Source organism: Gilliamella sp. X-60 (assembly GCF_057063585.1).
Window position 1 is genome coordinate 112967 of record NZ_JBXSQJ010000002.1, and the last position, 23833, is coordinate 136799.

Annotated in this window: 16 protein-coding genes and 1 pseudogene; 3 read left to right on the forward strand and 14 right to left on the reverse strand. The window is 37.2% G+C overall.

Features of this window, described 5'->3' with window-relative positions:
* Positions 1-9: 9 nt before the first annotated feature.
* From ACYIAM_RS01625 to gatA, 10 genes are all read right to left on the reverse strand, one after another.
* On the reverse strand, positions 10-753 hold the full coding sequence (locus tag ACYIAM_RS01625) for a T6SS immunity protein Tli3 family protein (protein ID WP_174797928.1): 744 nt from the start codon (positions 751-753) through the stop codon (positions 10-12).
* A 3-nt stretch (positions 754-756) separates the two neighbouring features.
* Positions 757-3348 (reverse strand): T6SS effector phospholipase Tle3 domain-containing protein, encoded by a 2592-nt coding sequence (locus tag ACYIAM_RS01630; protein ID WP_483747023.1) that lies wholly within the window; start codon positions 3346-3348, stop codon positions 757-759.
* A 3-nt stretch (positions 3349-3351) separates the two neighbouring features.
* Positions 3352-5874: a type VI secretion system Vgr family protein gene (locus ACYIAM_RS01635; RefSeq protein ID WP_483747024.1), complete on the reverse strand. Its 2523-nt coding sequence runs from the start codon at positions 5872-5874 to the stop codon at positions 3352-3354.
* Between the two features lie 757 nt (positions 5875-6631).
* Positions 6632-7486 (reverse strand): tagatose bisphosphate family class II aldolase, encoded by an 855-nt coding sequence (locus ACYIAM_RS01640; RefSeq protein WP_483747025.1) that lies wholly within the window; start codon positions 7484-7486, stop codon positions 6632-6634.
* 21 nt (positions 7487-7507) lie between these two features.
* Positions 7508-8452 carry a hexose kinase gene (locus ACYIAM_RS01645; protein ID WP_483747026.1) on the reverse strand — a complete coding sequence of 315 codons (945 nt, stop codon included), beginning with the start codon at positions 8450-8452 and terminating at the stop codon, positions 7508-7510.
* A 181-nt stretch (positions 8453-8633) separates the two neighbouring features.
* Complete coding sequence (locus ACYIAM_RS01650; RefSeq protein WP_174796575.1) at positions 8634-9407, reverse strand: DeoR/GlpR family DNA-binding transcription regulator; 774 nt, start codon at positions 9405-9407, stop codon at positions 8634-8636.
* 94 nt (positions 9408-9501) lie between these two features.
* Positions 9502-10545, reverse strand: a complete 1044-nt coding sequence (locus ACYIAM_RS01655) for an alcohol dehydrogenase catalytic domain-containing protein (RefSeq protein ID WP_483747027.1) — start codon at positions 10543-10545, stop codon at positions 9502-9504.
* A 101-nt stretch (positions 10546-10646) separates the two neighbouring features.
* Positions 10647-12029: a PTS galactitol transporter subunit IIC gene (locus tag ACYIAM_RS01660; protein ID WP_483747028.1), complete on the reverse strand. Its 1383-nt coding sequence runs from the start codon at positions 12027-12029 to the stop codon at positions 10647-10649.
* Positions 12030-12033: 4 nt separating this feature from the next.
* Positions 12034-12318, reverse strand: a complete 285-nt coding sequence (gene gatB / locus ACYIAM_RS01665; RefSeq protein ID WP_483747029.1) for a PTS galactitol transporter subunit IIB — start codon at positions 12316-12318, stop codon at positions 12034-12036.
* Between the two features lie 15 nt (positions 12319-12333).
* On the reverse strand, positions 12334-12789 hold the full coding sequence (gene gatA / locus ACYIAM_RS01670; RefSeq protein ID WP_483747030.1) for a PTS galactitol transporter subunit IIA: 456 nt from the start codon (positions 12787-12789) through the stop codon (positions 12334-12336).
* 288 nt (positions 12790-13077) lie between these two features.
* Between gatA and gntK the strand changes: the two genes are divergently transcribed.
* Positions 13078-13605 carry a gluconokinase gene (gntK, locus tag ACYIAM_RS01675; protein ID WP_174796571.1) on the forward strand — a complete coding sequence of 176 codons (528 nt, stop codon included), beginning with the start codon at positions 13078-13080 and terminating at the stop codon, positions 13603-13605.
* Positions 13606-13647: 42 nt separating this feature from the next.
* Positions 13648-15453, forward strand: a complete 1806-nt coding sequence (edd, locus tag ACYIAM_RS01680) for a phosphogluconate dehydratase (RefSeq protein ID WP_483747031.1) — start codon at positions 13648-13650, stop codon at positions 15451-15453.
* 1333 nt (positions 15454-16786) lie between these two features.
* Here edd and ACYIAM_RS01685 read toward each other — a convergent pair.
* The 3 genes and pseudogenes from ACYIAM_RS01685 to ACYIAM_RS01695 form a co-directional block, all read right to left on the reverse strand.
* Positions 16787-17107 (reverse strand): hypothetical protein, encoded by a 321-nt coding sequence (locus tag ACYIAM_RS01685; protein WP_483747032.1) that lies wholly within the window; start codon positions 17105-17107, stop codon positions 16787-16789.
* A gap of 14 nt (positions 17108-17121) precedes the next feature.
* Positions 17122-18423: a PAAR domain-containing protein gene (locus tag ACYIAM_RS01690; RefSeq protein WP_483747033.1), complete on the reverse strand. Its 1302-nt coding sequence runs from the start codon at positions 18421-18423 to the stop codon at positions 17122-17124.
* 491 nt (positions 18424-18914) lie between these two features.
* Positions 18915-19303 (reverse strand): annotated as a pseudogene (locus tag ACYIAM_RS01695) (thiamine pyrophosphate-binding protein); the annotation flags it as partial.
* 248 nt (positions 19304-19551) lie between these two features.
* Between ACYIAM_RS01695 and ACYIAM_RS01700 the strand changes: the two are divergent.
* Positions 19552-21429: an SLC13 family permease gene (locus ACYIAM_RS01700; protein WP_174796595.1), complete on the forward strand. Its 1878-nt coding sequence runs from the start codon at positions 19552-19554 to the stop codon at positions 21427-21429.
* 386 nt (positions 21430-21815) lie between these two features.
* Here ACYIAM_RS01700 and ACYIAM_RS01705 read toward each other — a convergent pair whose 3' ends face one another.
* A complete protein-coding gene (locus tag ACYIAM_RS01705; protein WP_483747034.1) occupies positions 21816-23411 on the reverse strand; it encodes a hypothetical protein in 1596 nt (531 codons plus the stop codon).
* Positions 23412-23833 lie beyond the last annotated feature (422 nt).

Below are 23833 nucleotides of genomic sequence, written 5' to 3' on the forward strand. Positions count from 1 at the left end.
CTTAATTCCTTATTTCGCTGTGCCTAACAAGTGTTGATAGACCTCTAACACAGTATGGTTATCGGGCAATTTAGTTCCTTTGGCATTATAATCACAGCGCATTTTATCCCAACCGGTATAGTCACTTGGAATTGGGGGAATACTTTCGGGGATAATTTGGCTTCTGCCTAAAATAGCTTCTTGTTCAAGCTGTTTTTTTTTCGATAACATACTCCAACCTTTGGTGCCAAATGGCGCTTCTGATACATAAAGCTGACCATCTTTGCCTAAAATAAAAGCCTGATCATTAACCACATCGTATTGCGGTGAATCATGATTACCTAAATAATGACCAACCCCTAAATGGGTACTTCTAAATGAACGCCCCCCATCAATTGAGGTTTCAAAGCCTGCAAGATCAGAATAAGGAATAGAAATATAATTTTTAGCTGGATGTCGATAGGGTTCAGTGTAAATACGCCAAGAATGAGGTGCTATGCTGAAATAAACTTGTTCTTTATCGTCAATAAAATAAGCTTGCCCTTCACATCGATAACCTGTCAATAAAATATAACGGTTTTCATCAAAACGGTACACAATTTGCGAAGGAGGAACAATGGTAGGCTTTCGTATATTATTAACTGGCGAAAGTGCCAATATCCCCAAGATAAAGAACAGATAACTCACCATTTGCCATCGCTCATGATATTGCTTAATTAGCATAATAATAAATAATGCTCCCCCAATAAGGGTCGATAGTATTGCTAACATCATCGGTTAACTTCTCCTTTCTGTATCTGGCACTGGCAGTGGCCATTGTTGTTCTGGATTAATATAGAAACCAAAAACTTTACCACCCACTGTGACCGCTAGTTTAACGACTTGTTTAGCAGCGACTTTCGTTATAATACTTCCACCACCAACAAGCAAAGCCATTTGATAAATAGTTTCAACCTGCTTAAATTCATTTATTACACCGTCTGGGACTTTCCCCTGTAATAGATGCATCATCGACTTAATTGGGGTTGGCAAAATACCATCATTTTTATACTTTATTGTGTCTGAGTCTTCATTTTCTGGTGATCGCCAATCGGCAAGGTGAATTAATTGTTGCCACGTTCGGCGGTTTTGTTTACTGCAAATATTGACTTCGCCCAACGCAAGATCAAATGCCATTATATGAGAAGGGACTTGCTCGTTTAAGGTAATACCTGAATGATGGGAACTGTCTTCAGCTTGCTCTGTCTGTTTTTGGACATATTCATAAACCTTTTGTTTCAGTTCTTCACCAGACGGAAAACACCATACCTCGAATTTATGCGGATCATCTGTAAAACGAAAATGGGCAAATCCTGGCAACCATTCCGGATGCTCTTTTAATCTGTCTCGAGGCCATGGATAATAATAAACACTATCAAGTGAATGATTAGAACTACCGATGCGTTTTTTGGGTCTATCTGGATAAGGATAATAAAATTCATATTTAGGATAAGGTTTATACTCGTCAGATTCTTTATACCACCTTTCATGTTCATCATATTTATTTTTATCTAAAAACAGATCATTATAATAAATCGCTTTAGCTAATTTTGTTTTCGCACTTTTTCCACATCCGGTATAAATAATTGGTTCAGGAACTTGTTCACCATTAATATTCAACTTTTCTCTAACTTGATATCTCGCATTACTAACCGATCCCGTTTCAGTTGGCGAATAAACACCATGCTCCTTATCTTGTTCCAATTGCGCAATAATTTTGTCATCTACTTTATAATAAATAATAATTTTATCTTTAATATTATCGTAATAGCCGTGAACAAAGCTGCCATTCTCAATGGGGTTATGTTGATTGACTAACGCGATTTCATCTTTAGTTAAATAAATATGCATTTTATACATAAAAGAAAAGCTTTCTTGTTCGGCATCATATTTTTTTATAATATCGATCTGTCTATCCTTTAACGCCTTTTTATCAAGGTATTCAGGCACGGCTATTTCAAAGGCTCCTTTTGGTCTGAAACAGATAAATTTAGCGGGCTCTTCACCCACAGTCATACGATGACCAAATGCACGTTGCTTTAAATTGTCACCACATTGATTAAATACGTGATTAGGTATACCTTGCCAGCCCATGCCCTCAACACTACGCAATGAAACCACTTGATCATTGGGACTAAAGTAGTTATACACTTTGCCAAAGTTATTTCGACAATAAAGCGGATTGGTAAAATCATAATCCTGCTTTGAAGGATTGAGCATACCGCCTTTAATAGTTTTAGCAGCAACCCCTTTTTCAATTAACGTTTCGGGATCTTCATATTTATTTATTCTTAACTTTTGCCCATCTTTTATGGCTTGCACAAAATTAATAAAGGTTTGCTTACGCGCTTTGTTAGTTTGCACCCCCATGCCAGATTCTTTCGATTGTGATTCTAAAAAAGTGTAATCAAAAGCATACGGTGAGTGTGCAAGTATCACACAATCAGCCGGTAAATAACCTTCCTCAGCTAGCATCATATTAGCTAGCATGGTAATAATTGTCCCTTGACTATGCGCCACAATATTGATTGGTGCTTCCTTCAACTTTTTATCTTCTCTAATTTTAATAATTAAATTGGCTAAGCGACGAGCGGCAAACACCATATAGATGCGATGTGGATTGTAATAAGCTTTAGCCCCTTTTTGTGATCCCAATCGGGCAACTAAATTAGTAAACGAGGTAAACCCTGGACCATACATATCGGGAATGCAGGTGGTTGCATCCGAAAAAGGACCACCATTGCGAGTAAAATGGTAATCGATCCAATTACCAAAATGATCATGATTTAATTTTGAAAAACCATAAATTTCAGCCAGTTCTTTAGTCTCTTGTTCAATCCAATAGGCATCATAAGGTAGTTCATCTGGCTTGCCTTTTTCTAATCTGGCTTTATAGGCTTCTTGTTCACTATAGTAAGTATCAACATCGACCGGTTTATAACCCCAATAAAATGGAATAACAGGCGAATTACCTTTATGTTTTTCTACCTTAGGTTTTAGTGGTGGATTAATTTTTGCTGTTTCTTCCCACTCAGTTAACATCTGCATTCTGGGTGAAAAGTCGTCATCATCAACTTTAGCCCATTGCCACTTGTTAGGCTTTAAATCACAACGCCCTAAACGCTTATTTAATCCCTCACAAATCCCTTTATCTAAATTTGGGAATGCTTCGCCAACATCATTCACGCCATGAATCAAAATCACAATACATGGCAATGGCGCAGGCACGCAAACATTTTGGGTTAGCATGGCATCAGTAGAGTTTGCGGGTAAACCAATCACACCGTCAACCTCGGTGATACTATCATTTGAAGTATGTGTATTAGACATCGGTTAATCCTTGGTTAATATTTCTATTTTCAGTTGTTCTAATTCTGTCATTGGTAACATTTGTGTTTCACCATTTTCATCAGTCATCCCGTCTTGTGTGCTACCATCGCTAAAATGAATTCGATAAGGATGGTTTTTTAATACTTGCGATGATGAACCATTGAAATGTAATTTAAACTTACGTGAAAAGTCGCCTTTATTAAATGAAGGGGTCACTTCTTTAATACTTTCGGCACCAGAATAAGAGAGTAAAGCTGTTTTTTGTAAGATGCTAGTTGGCGCAATTAACTCTATCGTGCCATTTTTAATACGAATGCCAGCGCCACCACTAAGTAGTAATAACTCTTGTTGAGCGTTGATGGTTACTTTACCGTCACTACTGGTTATAAACATATTTTTTTCTGCAGTAAGTTCTAATTCATCTGACTGCGCTTGAATTTCAACCCTGCCCGATGCGGCAATGAGCTTAATCCCCAATTTATGCGCAAAAATAGAGACCATTTCACCGGCTGCCATTGACAGCTTTTTGAAAATATTAATGCTAGCGTTTTTACCGGCAGTAACAATAATATTTTCACTGGCTGCACTTTGAATGCTTTTTGATGAAGTTTGCGCTATGCCTTGATCACCATGAATAACAACCGTTGGTTGCTGTAATTGATTGGTTGCTGATTGCAATGCTTGTTGTTGGCTGATTTCGGCAGGATCGGCACCGCTTGATTTTCCACACTCAATTAGCGCATAAGAAATATTTAAAGATTTTTCGATTTGTTTTATTGAATCTTGCATTTCAAGCTGTTGACCAGCGGCTTTTTCTTGCGCTGTGGTGGTAACATAAACCCCTTTACCTGCTCGGATTGCTCCCCACTCATCGGTGCGCAGTTCAAAGCCTTCACCTCGCTTACTTTTTTTATTATCAACTAAATGCCCTAGATTGAGTTGTGTTTTACCGTATTCGGTGGCAAGTTTGATATGCTCTTGCCCGCGCTTATCATCCATGCGCAATTTGTTATTGGCGGGTGTTCGAATCACATTGCGGTGCTTATTGCGGGTAGACACATGGTCTGGGTGGGCACTGTCATGCATTGCATGGGCAATATAGGGGCGGTCAGGATTGCCATTCGTAAAGGCAACGGCAACTTCGGTACCCTCAATAAGGGGAAAATGAAAACCATAAGTATTTCCTGAATAAGGCTTGGCAAGCCTAACCCATAAACTTTCTTCGCCTTTTTTCCAGTTTTTTAAATCAAAGTTAAACTTAATACGATAGCGCCCCTGAGGGTCAATATAGCCATAGGTATCGTGATTAGGACTGGTCACTCTTGCCGGTAGTGTACCGCTCACTTGTGGCCACGGTAATGGCGCAGGACGATAAGGTTTAAGTACATTAAACGGTATAGCGGTAAAGTGGGTTTGATATGATTCGGTTCGGTCGCCATGACTATGGGTTGCAACAATGATAATGCCGTCTTTGATATCGTTAATTGGGCAGCTATCAATAATAAGAAGTTGCCCCGGCGCTAACTGGTAATCATTACATTTGCCATAAATGGTTAACTGTTGGGTAATATGTTGTTGATGGCGGATGTGGGCATACCATTGGCCACTTTCAACAGTTTGAATATCTCCCTCTGTTTTATGATGCTCTTCATAACGATAGTCATCGCCACGAGTTGTGATATCTTTTTGTTGACTATTGTCGGTGATGTGAAGGTTGTTATTTGCTGTGCGGTAGTTGTAATCATTAATACGCACCTGATTGGGTTTGGTTTTACTGCTAAATTGCAAATCCCATACGCTATGACGGCGACTATCATTTAAACCACTGGGCTGCTTAATTGCAATGTTACCCGCCTTTTTTAATCCCTGTTCATAATCACTCATGACCATGACATCACAGCGATGTTTTGGATGCGTTTCAAAATAAAACCAGATACCAACATCAGCTAATAAACGCTGAATAAAGGTTAAATCACTTTCTTGCCACTGGGTAATAAACTCACGAACAGGGTAAGTTTCATTTAACTCCATTCGAAAATCAATCCCGATAAAACCGTGATTACGCAACACCTCTTCGACGACCTCAACGACGCTTCTATTTTGGAAAATAGCACTTTGATGATGGTTAGCTAGCAATGCCAGTTTAGATTCAAACACTACCCGATAGTGTGCTTGGTCTTCACTCATTGAGACAAAACTAAATTCAGTAATTACCCCATAGAGTGTGCGGGGTTTATCTTCAATATCCAGTGAGCTTATTTGGGTGAGTGTAAGTGGTAAGGGGTTGGGATGAAAAGTTAGTGATGCGGTTTGGCTGAGTACTGAATCGATGGATATCTGACGATTTGCGCTAGTAAAATCAATGTAATATTGCCAAGGTTGATTTAACTGCTCTTTGCCTTCGAGTGATAAGACCGAAATATCTGTTGTCATCTCAAGTCCATCTATCGAAAGCGAGTAACGATTCAACGGGGTGGTTCTGGCAAGTGAATCAAGATGACTGGCTAACTGATCTATTATGCCCATAGCTTAGTCCTTGTTTTATATTTATAATTTTGGTTATCTAAAATAAATCATAAGGTAATCTACACCCTTAAAATACGTATTTTTTTTGAACAGTCAAGGTTTTTTTTATGCTATTAATAGAATGAGTTACTCAATTAAGTAATAGATTTAAACGGTAATTTGTCGTGTTAATATGACGTATTAACCCTTTTAGATAAAAATATAAAATTTGGGGTAAAAATTGATATACACCATTTATTTACAAGAAAAATAAATATAGCTCATGGCAAGTATCACAACTAAATGGGATACAAAAGAAGCCTTAATTCATCACGAAACGGTATAGAATCCTGAATATTTTTTACAAAAATAGCGCTTAAACGTGAATAGTTGGGTAAATATCTGATAGTGAGCACACAACTCACCTAGAAAATGACGCTATCTGTATTTTGTGTTTTATATTCAATGGGGGCTGGTTATTTAATGTTTAATGAGGTCTTTCGGTGCAATAAATGGCTGGATGACTGCTCATAAAGCGGTTAGCCAAATCGGTGACGGTGGTTTTTCTTTATGATATAGGCGCCATATCGCCTGTTTGGGATGCTGGGTTATGTCTATGCATTACAATCGTTTTTTAAATTACGCTAAACAACGCGAGTCATTCCTACAAATACTTAAATTTCTGTTACTTAACGTATTTTAACCAGCAGCGATCAACTGCTGGTAATGAATTGATTAACGTTCTAGCTAACTCAAAGCAACGCCTTAATCTTCCATATTATAATTTACCTGCACTACCGCAAATGCGAATTTTATCTTCAACAATTTTTTGCATGGCGGCTTTTGCTGGCTGCATATAGTGCCTTGGATCGTTGGCGTCAGGATGGAGTTTAAAATCTTGTTTTAAAGCATCTGAAAAGGCAATTTTTAATTCGGTTGCCACATTCACTTTACAAATGCCCAAAGAAATCGATTGTTTAACCATTTGTTCGGGAATGCCCGATGCACCATGTAAGACTAAAGGAATATCAACTTTAGCGCGGATTTTTGCTAAACGGTCAAAATCCAGTTTTGGCTCGCCTTTATATAAGCCATGTGCTGAACCGATTGCCACCGCTAAAGAGTCAATCCGAGTTCGTTCAACATATTCTTTAGCGGCATCGGGATCAGTAAAAGCGCTGTCTTTATGATCGACAATAAGATCATCTTCTTGCCCGCCTAATCGACCTAGTTCGGCTTCAACACTGGCATTATATTTATGACTAAAAGCAACCATTTTACTAACTATGTCAATGTTTTCTTCAAAGGGGTGATGCGAAGCATCAATCATAATCGATCTAATTCCTGCCTCTATTTTTGTTTGAATATCACTGATATCTTCATGATGATCCAAATGTAACGCAAAAGGAAAATGATGAATGCTTGCTGCTGTTTCACAAATACTGATTAAATACTGTATTCCTGCGTAACTATAAGTTGCTGGCGTTGCTGCAAGTATCACGGGGGATTGCATCTGTTTAGCGGTATCAATAACAACTTGGATAGTTTCAAGGTTGTGTATATTAAATGCGGGCACAGCATAACATTCACGTTGAGCTTTTTTTAACATCTCTTGACTAGAAATAAGATACATAATTTAATCCTCATTAATCTGTTATTTTGCAATGATTTTGGTGACTTTAACGTGTTGATAATACTTGTCATAATTATCCATATTGACAAAACCGGTTTGCGATTCCATTGCATTTAGCATTCCCATAGTCATCGCACGTTTAAGCATTACCTCTACAGCTTCATTTTCATGAATACTAACAGCAAGCCCAGCTAACGTAACATCACCCGATCCAACAGGATTCACCACGTTAATTTTAGGAATTGAAACTTGGTAATAGTTGTGATGACAACGAGCAAAAGCGCCGTTTTTACCTAATGAGATGATGATAAAAGCAATATCATTTAGTAAAGGATGATTAACGGCTTTAACTAATGAAGTTACATCATTTGGATCGATATCCATTTGAATAATCTGCTGTAGTTCATCTTTATTGGGTTTGATTAAAAAAGGTTTATTTTTAGACATGAGCGTTTCTAATAACATCTTACCGGATGAGTCTAGCAATACAGGGATCTGATACTTATTTGCCTTTTCAATTAATTGAGTATAAAAACCGACTGGAAATCCTTGTGGCAATGACCCTGAAATAGCAATAACCTGCGCTTGGCTAAGCAAATTTTGGTAGTGTTCCAGAAAAACATTGACATCATGATTATCTAATACTGGCCCTGACTCTAGGATTTCAGTTTGATTTCCCTCATGTAAAATGGCAATACAGTTTCTTGATTCATGTTGGGTGATATAAAAGTTGTAATTAATATTATCGTTATCTAATTGTTTTTGAATATACTCGCCTGTTGTTCCACCAATAATGCCTGATGCAAGAACAGGAATACCTGAGTATTTAATGCCTCGAGTTACATTAAGCCCTTTACCTCCTGCTGTTTTTTTTACCTCTGAGACTCGATTAATATCATTAATCGCTAATTTATTTAATGGATACGATATATCCACCGAAGGGTTCATCGTAATTGTTAATATCATATTCTCTCCTACGCATTGATATCGTTGGGAGAAATAACAAGCTTAAATGATCACTACCATTAAATCGACTTGGCTAGAAGCAAAAATTTTTATCGTTTAGGGTATCGAACCTAAACGAGTAATGTTTTTTAATATTTATGACCAATTAAGATATAAAAACACACGAGTGTATGCACAAATATTAAACCGCTATTAATTTAATACCCTTTGCCACAAATTCTTGTTTACAGCTACTGTCAACATCAGTATCAGTAATAATGGTATCAAGTTGGCTAAGTGGTAACACAACATTAATCCCATTACGACCAAATTTTGATGAATCGAGCACGGCAATCACATTTTTGGCGACATTAGCCATAACACTGCTGATAGTGTAACCTTCGTTAAACGTTGTTATTCCTCTTTTTGCATCAATTCCATCTGCACCAACAAACAAAATATCAGCAGAGATGCCAGTTAACGATTGCTCAGCAATTTTTCCATGAAAAGAACGCGTTTTATGTCTAAGTGTACCACCACACATAAATAGCATAATGTCACTATTGTCTGATAATATAAATGCAGAAGTAAGACTATTGGTAATCACAGTAATATGCTTCAATTTTACGAGTTCTTCAGCTATCAACATGGTTGTACTACCACTATCTAAAATAATAGTGTCACCTTCTTTAACATGTTTAACCGCTTCAATTGCAATACGTTTTTTAGCTTCTATAAATCGCTGATAACGTTCTTCTAATTGCAGTTCTTTAAATGATTTTAAGTCACCGTTATTTATGATTTTGGTTGCTCCGCCATGAAATCGTGTTAGCACTCCTTGTTTTTCTAGCAATCTCAGATCGGTTCTGGTTGTAACCTCCGAAACATTGAACTGTTCCGACAAATCAGAAACTAATACCGTTCCTTTCATATTAAGAAGTTCTACTATCTGTTGGCGTCTTTCACTTGCATTCATACTATTTCCTTTTTCGAAAATTTTTTAGCAGTGTATAACAAACAGAATCAAAAGATAAGGTTTCATTTTCAATGGCTGACTTAAATCAAAATAATTACATGCAATTTAATAAAATTTTGCCATTCATAGGGCGACCATTTAAGGCAGTCACTTGTTTAATAAATGAATCAAAGTCACCCATGCCAGCAATCAGCTCATCAAGTTTAATTTTTCCATCTATAAAGTACTGACTTACTAGTTGCCACTCTTTACCTGGCCATGGCGCTGAATAGTTCATCCAACTGCCTAAAATTTGTAACTCTTTTCGTAAAATCAGTCCGAATGTTTTTTCTGTAAGTGTAATATCATGATGAAGTGTACCCACCAAGGCTATCTTCGCTCTAGGGCCTGCAATTGCAATGGCTAAGTTGACCGTAACGGGTGAACCCGCCGTTTCTAATACAATTTGATCAAAGCGTGATGAAGATAAAGCTTGGTAAATCGCGTCGGCGCTAAGATCTTGAGAATGATATACCGCATCAGCGCCTAATTGTTTGGCTAGCTCGAGGCGCTGCTGGTTAATATCAATAACCGCAACTGATTTTGCCCCCATTGCCTTGGCACATTGCATAGCAAGTAATCCGATTGTGCCACCGCCAACGATGACAACATTTTTGCCCTCACATCCATCAGCCAATAACAAAGCATGCATACCAACGGTCATTGGTTCAAAAAAAGCACCCTCAAGCGGACTGATACCTTTAGGTAATTTAAATGCATTTTTCTTATCTAATACAATATACTCCGCAAAGCCACCGGCTATCCTTGAACCCACAAAAGTGTAATTTTTACAGAGTGAATAGTAATGCTTTTGACATTCATCACATTTGAAGCATGGCAATAATGGTACGCAACAGATTAAATCACCATTGTCAAACTCAGTCACGCCATGCCCCGTATCCACAACTGTGCCACTAAATTCATGACCAAGTGTAATCGGGTAAAAATGAGCACCATGGTGAAATATACGCGGAATATCTGAACCACATAATCCACAATAAGCCACTTTAACTAAAATTTGATCTGGAGATGTTATTTTGGGCATTTCTATATTTTGTATAGATAAAGCTCCCCCTTCGTTGACAACAACCGCTTTCATGTTATTTTCCTTTATTGGTAAACAAATTACGTTGATGTATTGCTTTCACTCGTTACTGAGTGAAAGCATTCTGATTGATTTTGGTGATGACTGTTTTGGGATTATTTTATTACTCCATCTTCTTGAGCTAATGATTGATTTTTTAGAAATAACTGGTATTTTTGGGCACGTTTCCATGTCAAAAATAAGCAGAAAAGGTAAAACAATCCAATAAGGGCAAAACCAATAGGTTGTTTCAAGTTGACCAACTGAACCATAAGATAAGTAATGGGTGACCCACCTTGATCCATTGCCCCAACCGAAACGCCATTATTTGTAGTCATCGTGCCTGCATTAATGGCTAGTTGAGTAGTCAATGGAACCATTTGGGTAGCAATCCAAAGTGTAATGGCGATAATAATAGAGCCTGAAACAATGATCCTAAACAGATTCCCTTGATGCACCGCAACCCCCATTGCAATAAAAAAGCCAATAGTTGCCAGATCACCAAAAGGTAAAACTTCATTACCAGGTAGGATGATGGCGATAAAAATACTTAATGGAATAAAAATTAAACTCGCCGATACCACCGTTGAATGCCCTAATAACAATGCGGGATCTAAACCAATAAGAAAATCTTGCCCACCAAATTTGGATTGCAAGTGTTTACGTGCTTGTTTAGAGATCGGTGTTAATCCATCCATAATAGGTTTAATTACCCGTGGCATTAATAACATTACCGCTGCAGTTTGAATCGCTAGTTGTAGCGTTTCTTTCACACCATACCCAGCTAATAAACCTAATATGATGCCCATAAATAAGCCAACAGTAACCGGCTCACCAAACGCACCAAACCGTTTTTGCATATCAACAGCATTAAAATTAATCTTATTAATGCCTGGTGTTTTTTCAATGACAGCATCAACAAAAACAGCAATTGGGCCACAATATGCAGACGTACCATGAGGAACCGCAATACCGTCAAGCTCAAAAAAATCTTTGGTATCTTTGGCAAACCAATCACCGAGTTTATAAGCAATAATGGCATGAACAATAACCCCTGCAATACCAAGCCAGTAAGAACCAGTTGCAATGTAAACAAGCGCGCCGGTAAAGGTCATGTGCCATATATTCCAAATATCCACATTAACCACGCGAGTTAACCTTAAAACTAACATAACAATATTCACTGCAATTGCGATAGGAATGGCAACTAAAGCAATTTGTGATGCCCAAGTCATAGGTGCTGCCCCCGGCCAACCGACATCAATAACATTTAGGCTAATATCAAATCGCTCGGCCATCGCTTGAGCTGCTGGCCCAACCGAGCTGGTTAACAAGCCAACAACTAGACCGATACCAACAAATCCTATCCCTATATGAATCCCCGCTTTTAATGCATCACCTACTTTCATTCTTAGCACTAACGAAAATAGGATAATCACAATGGGTAACATCACCGATGGACCAAGATCCAAAATGTACTGCATTATTTCAGTAAACATAGATTTATCCTTTTAAAATAGATAAAATTTTTTCTTTTAACTGGTCGATACCCACGCCAGATACAAAAGGCATGCCATGAACTATTGGAATATCGCCAAAATGTTGATCCATTTTGGCTGTAGTACAAATCAAATCAACATCATCAATAAACGTATTGATTTCATTGATACGACATTGAATCAGGTCAAGTTGAATATTATTTTCGCTACACAACTCTTTTATCTCTTCTGCAGCTAAAGTTGATGTTGCAACCGCACCGCCACAAGCAACAATAATCTTTTTTTTCATAATGCCTCCTGAAACTTATTGGTTAAATATCTCGTTATTAAAATGCACCACTATTTCATCTTGCGGGGCATTTAATAAAAACTGATAGAAGTCTTCATTTTGTAGATTTGAAAAAAGTGCTTTTAATAGTTCAATTTGATCTTCTGGAGCAGTAACAACAAGTGAAATAATCAGTGAAACATCAACGGTGCTGTCATCATCGGCTCGATGAAAAGCAACCGGTGTTTGAGTGCGAACAATAAAAATTGCCGGTGTATTAGCATGCGTTGCTTCACAATGCGGAATCGCCACAGCATACCCATCAAAAGCAATACCTGTTGGAAATAATGCTTCCCGTTCAATTAAAGCTTGCAAATGGCTTTCTTTGACAATCCCCTTTTGTTGTAATTGCTCGCTAATATAAGTTAATGCCTCTAATTCATTGTCAAATTTAAGATTGTCTTCGAAAAGAAGCTGACATTTATTCATCATTGTTCTCCACTATTGTTTTTTATGTAAGGTTTTAAATTATTACTTTCGAAAACAAAAACCATATCGAAAGATTATTTTCTTTCGAATTAAAAAGCAAATGAGATTTTTTATTTTTGTGATCGAAATCTATTTTTCACTGTAAAGATCAACAAATAAATCACTGACTCTCTATTTAAGAATTAAATAAAATCTGATCCAGATCACAAAAGATACTTTTTTAGATTGCAAAAAAAGATGAACGTGTAAAAATGTTACCCGTAACAAGCAAAGGTATACAAAGGATCAATAATGACTAAAAAAAATAAACAAGTTTTTGTATTAATGGGTGTATCGGGATGCGGCAAATCAGCGGTTGCCAAACAAGTAGCGTACAACCTAGAGGCTGCTTTTTTAGATGGCGATTTTTTACATCCAAAGACCAATATTCTAAAAATGCGTAGCGGTACACCATTAAACGATGAAGACCGAATGCCTTGGCTTAATTTAATCAGTAATGCTGCATTTGCAATGAGTAATGTCAATGATGTTTCAATTATTATCTGTTCGGCATTAAAGCGAAAATATCGAGATATTATTCGTGGTGAAAACGAAAACATACATTTTATTTATTTAAAAGGTAGCTATGATGTCATTGCTGAACGTCTGGCGAAACGCAAAGGTCACTTCCAAAAAACCGGTATGCTTCAATCGCAATTTGATACGCTTGAAGAACCAACCGCCGATGAGAAAGATGTTTACAACATCAACATTGAACAATCATTAAACGAAGTTGTGCACGATACTGAACAAGTAATACGCGCAATATGCCATTGCTAAAAAAACAATAAAAAAACGATACAATTGAAAGAAGAGGTTAATGTGAATCCGACTGTCCAAGCTGTAACCCAACGTATTATTGAGCGTTCTAAGGCTTCTCGTGCTGCTTATTTACAAAAAATAGAACATGCTATGAGTAAACAAGTAACGCGATTTAGTTTGCCATGTAGCAATTTAGCGCATGGTTTTGCTGCTTGTTGTACTGATGACAAAAAGGATCTAAAAAATATCTTAAAAAGTAACATTGGTATTATTAGTTCTTACAACGATATGCTTTCAGCGCACAAGCCTTACGAATTTTATCCGGAACAAATTCGCAAAGTATTGCACGAAGTGGGCGCCGTTGGGCAGATGGCGGGTGGTGTGCCAGCTATGTGCGATGGTGTAACACAAGGCGAACCGGGAATGGAACTGTCATTAATGAGCCGCGATGTAATTGCAATGTCGGTTGCAGTTGGCCTTTCACATAATATGTTTGATGGTGCGCTATATCTTGGCATATGCGATAAAATCGTGCCCGGATTATTTGTTGGTGCATTAACATTTGGCCACTTACCTGCTATTTTTGTGCCAGCAGGCCCGATGCCATCGGGATTATCCAATAAAGAAAAAGTTCGTATCCGTCAACTTTACTCAGAAGGTAAAGCTTCGCGTGAAGATTTACTGGAGTCAGAATCCGCCTCTTACCACACCAGCGGGACTTGTACTTTTTATGGTACAGCCAATAGTAACCAGATGGTGATTGAATTAATGGGATTACATTTGCCTGGTGCGGCTTTTGTTCATCCTGAAACCGCATTACGTTTTGAATTAACTAATGCTGCTGCTAAACAGATTACTCGCCTCACCAACCAATCAGGAAATTATATGCCTGTTGGTAAAATGGTCGATGAAAAAGTGATTGTCAACGGTTTAGTTGCACTGCTTGCAACAGGTGGATCAACAAATTTAACCATGCATATTGTTGCCATGGCGAAAGCTGCCGGCATTATTATCAATTGGGATGATATTTCAGACTTATCAACCGTTGTGCCTTTACTTTGTCGAATCTATCCAAATGGTCCTGCTGATATTAACTACTTCCAAGCCGCTGGTGGCACATCTTTATTGGTTCGAGAATTATTAGCTGGTGGTTTATTGCATGAAGATGTTGAAACTGTGGTTGGACGTGGACTTAGCCGTTATACGCAAGAGCCAATTTTAGAAAATGGCAAACTCATTTTCCGCGAAGGCCCAACAAAATCATTAGATGAAAGTGTCATTGCCTCAATCAAAAAACCGTTTAATTCACATGGTGGATTAAAAGTGATGTCAGGCAACCTTGGCCGTGCCATTATGAAAACCTCTGCGGTAGCACCAGAACATCAAATTATCGAAGCGCCAGCTGTCATCTTTAATAGCCAATATGATTTAGATGCTGAATATAAAGCAGGTAAATTAGACAAAGACTGTGTAGTTGTTGTGCGTTATCAAGGGCCAAAAGCAATCGGCATGCCAGAGTTACATAAACTTATAACGCCACTAGGTGTACTACAAGATAAAGGCTATAAAGTTGCCTTGTTAACTGACGGTCGATTATCAGGAGCATCTGGTAAAGTCCCAGCAGCCATTCATGTTACCCCTGAAGCTTATGATGGTGGCTTATTAAGTAAAGTCCAAGAAGGTGATATGATTCGAGTTAATGGTCAAACAGGCGAAATAACATTATTAGTCGACGAAGCCGAACTGGCTAAACGTCAACCTTATCCTTTCGATTTGACCGAGTCACATCATGGCTATGGTCGCGAACTGTTCACCGTTATTCGTGAAAACTTAACCTCAGCCGAAGAAGGCGCAGTAAGCTTTTAATACTAAAAATCTGCCGCATATTGCGGCAGAAACTGACCAATCAGTCTCACTGTAGAAATTCTTCTCGTTGTTTATAGCGCTTTGAGATGCACTGTAAACAACGCGAGGAATTTCTACAATTTGTTTGGAAGGTAATGCGACAGTTGTTAATGGTGGAAAGCGAACTTCACTAAATTCATTATTATTTCCATTTTTTCTTTTTCTTTTTTAAATACTCTTTTGGGCTTTCTAACCAGGATATTGGAAAAAGACTATAAACAATTAGAAATATAAATGCTGATAATGCAAGAGGACCATAATCTTGATTAGAACGTACTATAATTTTAAGTTCACTTACAATTATAATTTGGATACCCAGAGCAATATAATTGAAAACCAACATAATGCACCTTTGCCATTTCAACTTTTTATTATATTGATAATCACTTATTGTATATTGTCTAAAGCGATAGGTAATAATAATAGGCAAAATAGAGAAAAAGTAATACGCAATGTATATCAATATAATCATCTGTGTTATTTCTCTAGTTGTTAATGGTGGAAAGCTAACTTTACTAAATTCATTATTATTTCCATTTTTTCTTTTTCTTTTTTAAATACTCTTTTGGGCTTTCTAACCAGGATATTGTAAAAAAATTATAAATAATTAAAAATATACATGCTGATAATAAAAGAGGGCCATAATCTTGATTAGAACGAACGATACGTTCGAGTTCACATGCAATTATAATTTGGATACCCAGAGCAATATAATTGAAAACCAACATGATGCCCCTTTGCCATTTCAACTTTTTATTATATTGATAATCACTTATTGTATATTGTCTAAAGCGATAGGTAATAATAATAGGCAAAATAGAGAAAAAGTAATACGCAATGTATATCAATATAATCATCTGTGTTATTTCTCTAGTTGTTAATGGTGGAAAGCTAACTTCACTAAAGTCATTATTATTTCCATTTTTTCTTTTTCTTTTTTAAATACTCTTTTGGGCTTTCTAACCAGGATATTGGAAAAGGATAAATAATTAGAAATATACATGCTGATAATAAAAGAGGGCCATAATCTTGATTAGAACGAACGATACGTTTGAGTTCACATGCAATTATAATTTGAACAACTGAAGCAACATAATTGAAAACCAACATGATGCGCCTTTGCCATTTCAACTTTTTATTATATTGATAATCACTTATTGTATATTGTCTAAAGCGATAGGTAATAATAATAGGCAAAATAGAGAAAAAGTAATACGCAATGTAAATCAATATAATCATCTGTGTTATTTCTCTAGTTGTTAATGGTGGAAAGCGAACTTCACTAAATTCATTATTATTTCCATTTTTTCTTTTTTAAATACTCTTTTGGGCTTTCTAACCACCCTATGCTAAAAATGTAAATACAAATAAATATTCCTGATGAGAAAAGTAAAAGCTCATAGTCAGAACTATAGTTATGGATTGTTTTTCTATGTCCGGCAATAAACGCCTCGAAAAAAGCAACGATATAATTTAAAAACAACATAATGCGCCTTTGCCATTTCAACTTTTTATTATATTGATAATCACTTATTGTATATTTTCTAAAGCGATAAGTAATAATAATAGGTATAATTGAGAAAAAGTAATACGCAATGTAAATCAATATAATCATCTGTGTTATTCCTGTTATTCAATAGAACCTTCTTCAATATGGCCATCAAAATATTGCCGATATGTAGTACCATCCAAGCGCGTACACAATGAATAATTAGGTTGGTCATCTACATCAGATTCACTACCTGTAATACGTATTACTATTGCACAACTATCTACAATTTTCTCTATATTATCAATCTTTTCTGGGTTTGAAATATATAGATTTGTCTCACTACTTTCATTATCTTTAACTAATATATTTTTAGCCTCTTGATAAATTTCACTTAAAGACATAACATCACTTACTATTTCAGAACTTAACAACCATTTATTCATCTGTCTATATGCTCGTGTCAAATCCTTTCTACCATAATGAAATAATTTGAATTTAGCTGAATTAGCACGATTAAATTGATTAATTGCAAAACTTTTATCAATTTTAGGAACTAATTTAAGTTTACCATGTACGGATATACCGATATCAACTAAATCATAAGCCAAAGAACCTGCCTCTTTAGACATTCCTAATCCTACCGCCGCATCTTGATACAATGATTTTAAAAAACCATCCTCATCGGTTATCCCTTCTTGAATACTATTAACTCCATGCGCTGCTACATATGAGCCAAGTATACAACCCATACCAGTTGTGCACATTGCAAACCCCGTCATCATCAAGCCTGCACCACCTAAAACACTTAGTCCCCGACCTACCCAGTGCAGGCTTTGATCCCATAAACTCTTTTCTTCAGATTTTATCGCTTCTGAGCCTTGTTCATAACTCATCGCTCCGCTTTCGACTTGATTTACAATGTGCGTGGCAAAATTATTAATATCATCAATAAAATCTTGTTTTATATCATTATGGTAAAGGTGTTTTTCACAAACTTCATGCGCACAATCAAGTAAATTTTGAGCGTCAAGACGAATCTTTGTTTTATCTTCATTTGATGCTACTAATGAATTAATTTGTGTGTGAATATCATTTTGCGCGATTGTTGAAAATGTATTATTAATAGGATTTGACTTATTTGTATAATAGGGGGTTGTCACATCAACAAATATCAGACTTTTGGTTGCAATAATTCGATTAACACCTATAGGCCGACAACCACAAGCAATAATACACCCATCATAAGCAGCTGGTTTGCCATCAATGATTAATTTATCAGTCGCCTCAATAATTTTTCCAGAACTTTTACACTTAGGACATGAAGCATAATCCCCTAAACAGGCTATAGCATCGAGATGGTTAAAAGCTAGAACTGACGACGAAATAACTTTACCACCGGTTGTAGTATCATCACCCATTACAGCAATTTTTTTACTCATTACAATATTTCCATTTAACAAACTTTAAACAATTAATACTATATCAAATAAATTAAAAAACCAACGGAAAAACTGTAGTCATGCGATTTTTATAGCAGTAAATTTATTTTAACTTACCGAAAAATAACACAATAACTTATTTACAATACCTAATCAGCTTTGGATCGTTGGATAACGTAAGCAAGCCAAAGTGGTTCATTTAAAACAAAAAATAATCGCAGTCCACAAGAGCAAGAGTTAATCGCTTTGCGTAAAGAGCTTAAACAACTCCGTATGGAAAACGATATTCTAAAGCAAGCAGCACTGATAATAGGGCGAAAATCACTATCCTAAAAGCAAATCGACATCGTTATAGCATAACAAAACTATGTCAATATTTAGGATTATCAAGATATTATGCTTATTATTAGTGTGAATTGAATAAACAAAAATCAGTAGGGCTTTATGCTGATAAAATCGTGACGCTATTTCATCAGAGCTATCAGTCTTATGGTACAAGACGAATTGCACTTCATGGTGCATTGAAAATCCACTTCTTGCGGAAAATCGGTACCTTGTTGCGAAGTCACCAATTGGCTTGCCAATAAAATAACAGGTACTTTATTACGTTGTGCTTCATAAATACCATTAATAAAATGTAAACTTCCTGGCCCACAAGATCCAGCACAAGCCGTAATTTGGTCTGTTAAATAAGCTTCTACCCCTGCTGCAAAAGCCCCCCCACTTCTTCATGACGAACATGAACCCACTCAATATTACTTTTTTTAATAGCTGATGAAATCTGATTTAACGTATCTCCGACAATACCATAGCAATGCTTAACCCCAACCTCAGCTAAAATATCAACAATAATTTGTGCAACTGTTTTTTTTGATGACATATAATCTCCTAAAAGGTCTTTGAATGTATTCGCTCATTTGCATAAATTACACCCACATTTTAATAACGCGAATAGGATTTAACATAAACAGCAATAAATGCTAAAAACACAACCGTTGTTACGATGTTGCACAACAAAGTTTAAGGAAACATATTCCCTATCGCAATAAATCAAGGTATTATGTCGAAAATCTTATTGAAATAATAGAGTCATATCCCGTGGAACAATCGTCATCTGGACATAGTTTAATGTCGTCGATTACTGCTTTTTTGCCTGATTATTTAAGCCAACATTTTCCTTTTATTATCGTCTGTTTATTGTTATTTATCGCCATTTTACTATTCTCATTTAGTAAGTTGAGAATGGACATTATTGCCTTACTCACCATTACAGCTATCACTATTAGTGGCGTGTTAACACCATCAGAGGCATTAGCTGGCTTTAGTGATCCCAATATCATCTTAATTGCTTTATTATTTATTATTGGGGAAAGCTTAGTTAGAACCGGCATATCGTACAAAATGAGCGAATATATCCTTAAAATAGCTGGCAAAAACGATATTTGTATTATTATCTATATCATGTTAGGCGCTGCATTACTCGGCTCAGTGATGAGTTCAACAGGAGTAGTTGCCATCTTCATCCCTGTTGCCATTAGTATTGCGAATCACACAGGTATTCACGTTAAAAAATTAATGATGCCACTTTGTATTGCCGCTTTAATTAGTGGCATGATGACTTTAGTTGCAACCGCACCAAACCTTGTTGTTAACAGTGAACTCAATCATTTTAAATTAAACGAGTTTGGTTTTTTTTCAATTACACCAATTGGTTTAGGAGTTTTAGTTGTTGGGGTCATCTATTGTGTGTTAACACGCAATTGGTTGCTCACAGCTGAACAAGTCACCCCAACCAACACCCAACCGCAAAGACGAAAAATTACCGATTTAATCCGTGACTATAAATTAATTGGCCGTGCCCACCGTGCACAAATATTAGCGGGATCGCCTTTTGTTGGTCGCACAATTGATGGCTTGCATTTGCGTAGTGAACATGGCGTAAATGTTATTGGTATTGAACGTTGGCGCAAATTTCACAAAGTATTAATTCCCGTTAATGGTTCAACTGAGTTTCGTGAAAATGATATTTTACTACTGGATATGTCACACTCCGAGGCAGATTATCGCACCTTTTTAACCACCAATAACCTTGAACCCAAAGTTTTACGCGGTGAGTATTTTTCAGAACAAGTAAAACAAGTCGGTATGACCGAAGTCGCCCTACTGCCCGAATCCACACTATGTGGAAAAACACTCAATGAAATTAATTTTAGAGGAAAATATTTCCTAACAGTAATTGGCATTTGGCGTAATCATGCCCCCGTTGAAACAAACAACTTATTCCAAGAACGGTTACAAATGAGCGATACACTATTGGTTTGTGGTGACTGGGGATCAATACAAAAATTACAAACGCGAACCAGTGATTTTGTGGTATTAGACTATCCATCGGATATTGATGATATCGCACCAGCAAGTTCACAAGCGCCGCTGGCGTTAATTAACCTAGCGATTATGATTACGTTAATGGTGACCGGCATTGTGCCCAATGTGGTTGCTGCGTTAATTGCCTGCTTATTAATGGGCGCGACACGCTGTATTGATATGACCAATGCCTATAAATCCATACACTGGCCAACCTTAATTTTAATTATCGGTATGATGCCTTTTGCCCTCGCTCTCAATAAAACGGGCGGGATTTCGCTTATATCTGCTTGGCTTGAAGTTCACCTGCGTTCTTTTGGCCCTTATATGGTACTAACCTTTATTTTCTTATTATGCTCAACGATTGGATTATTTATATCCAATACCGCAACCGCCATTTTAATTGCACCAATCGCCATTGATTTAGCACTAAAATTTGGGTATTCGCCCTACCCATTTGCCATGACGGTTGCCATTGCCACATCCGCATCATTTATTACCCCTGTATCATCACCAATTAAAACCATGGTGGTTGCACCGGGTGGATATAGCTTTGGGGATTTTGTCAAAATTGGCGTGCCGTTAACCTTTTTGGTTATGGCGGTAGATATTGCTTTAGTACCAGTGTTTTTTCCGTTTTAGTCTTTAGTTTTTTTGATTAAAAACCGTCAAATAAAAATTTAATAAAATCAATAATTTCCTTACTGATTTTTGGCGGGCAATAAAGCCTTTTTTATTTGATGGTTAGAATGGATTATGTGCAGTGGTTTTGGATGATTGTAGTTTGGATGTTTAAAATAACTACAGTGACCACGAATTTAAACCGCAACAGCGTAATCCATTAGGGCAGCCAACCACGCTTTCGACTTCATCGGGCGGGGGAGAGGCGCTTTTTTAACTTTCCGTCATTAAAGCGCAAAGCTCGCAGTCCTTGCCTGCCCAGCGCCCCAACTACGCAGGGGCGCTGTTCTTTGTTAGATTATCCTCTTATTTGTACCATAATTGCCCCCGCCGCCTAAGGACTAATGCTAAGGTGCTGTGCAAACAGCACGATCCATGTAGGATTTGCTATCGCTATAGAAGTAGACCTTGCCATTGTACGCGCTGACATTGCTGACAGGTCTTGGTGTGTCGCCTGCCCAGTAGAAGGTGACGACGAAGCCCCCATCGACGTAATTGTGCATAAGGCCCCACTCAGTGAAAAAACCAGCACCTATGTGACGCTGGTAATAATTACCACCTGAGGATGGTGTGGTGCCATCTATGTCATTTACACATGGGAACAAACTATTATCTACACCACACTTCGCATTAGTCAAATCATTGACCTTAGCAAGACGATAACCCAAACGACTACACCAAGATATATGATTAGACGCAGTATCCATTTGATTCCTTCTATTGACAAACCACTGCCTCAACACAAATCCATACTTCACCTCATTACCATGACTATCCCTACCCACCAACTCAAAGGTCTGTGGCAAAGAGGGGCGAGTCAGCCGACTAGGATTAGCTGACTGTATCTGAGTGCTATCCGCCCTAGGACCCGTTAACGTTACCCGTGTTACATTCTTGGATTTATCAATAATCCAGCTATCGGCTTGTGTTGTACCTCCATTTGGGAGTGGGAATGAACCAGAATGCGGCCTTGTCCAGCTCACTGTTGCAGTTATTCCACCACGCGTGACTGGATACCACGTCAACTGACTCTCATCAACCCCTTCTATGAGTAAATCAAAATACAATCCATCTGCACCCGTAGTAGGAAAATTACGATTGTAAGATGACGGATTAGTTGACTGAACTAAAAAACCCTTCCTCCGGTTCCAAATGCTAGATGGGCCAGCGTAATCAAGATTGTCGCCATAGAAATTAGAGCCAAATTTCAAATTCGGCCTTGCGTAACAAACTTTAGGCTGTTGTGAATTCAGGTTGATATAATACACCACCGAACTACCACTAAAAGTACTGCTATTCGGCACACCATACTGGGTAATTAAACGTCCTCCTTCACTACTTAATGTTACCTTATAAGGCGCATTACATATATCTAATGCATCACTACGACTTACTGTATTACCATTCTTATCAGTAAAACTCACCGATATACTTCCTGATGCCATTACACCATTGGTCCCCTCTCCATCTCCATCTCCATCAGCATCTCCCCAATAATGATAGGTGTTCACTAAATCATTTAAACTTACTGAAGTTGCCCCCGACGGCACCACCATGTGTATATCATTAAAAGTATTTCCATCAGCTAACCTTATCGGATTTGTCGAACTTGATGTATTCGTCGATGGCGTGATTACTCGACCATCCTGCAACTTAATAGACAATAACATGTCAGTACTTGTTGCCTTAGTCTGTCCCCCATCAAACGTTAAATACGGCGCACTACCCTGAATCCCTTGGCTAGTATGCGCTGTTAATGCCTGTGAGCTGAGCGAATACGGCAATGATAACAAAGACACCCATGCCAATGGGATTTTTGCAATTAATTCTGTGGATAATTTTGATGATATAAACGAGGGAAAGATAAAAAACCGTTTAACGCGATTATTTGATAAATTTAAGACATAGGTTTGCCATGTCTGTTGTCCATAATTATACTTCATAACATCCTGTATGTTAATTAAAATATTGTTTTACTTTACTTTTTTATGTGTTACCCTATAAAATAAGATAACTTAATTTTCACCGTCAAAATTATAATGTTAAAAAAAAAGCTTGGCTAGTTTTTTAGGGATTTTTTGTAAAGAAATATAAAGAAAAAGGCATATTAAGCTTTAATAGATTGAATTTTTTTTGTTAAAAAACAAAATCAAATCAATATTATAAATGATTTTTATAATTTTCGAGTTTGAGTGGCAGTGTTTGGTTACAATTTGCTTGATTGAATTTCGGACGTTTTGAGCTGTTGGTGGAATAAATAGCGACAGTGACAACATCCGAGCTAGAGAGTTGTAGCCAATCCCCTATCCCCCCGATCTAGTTGCAAAATATGACCGACTTATATTTACTCGTACCATCCATGATA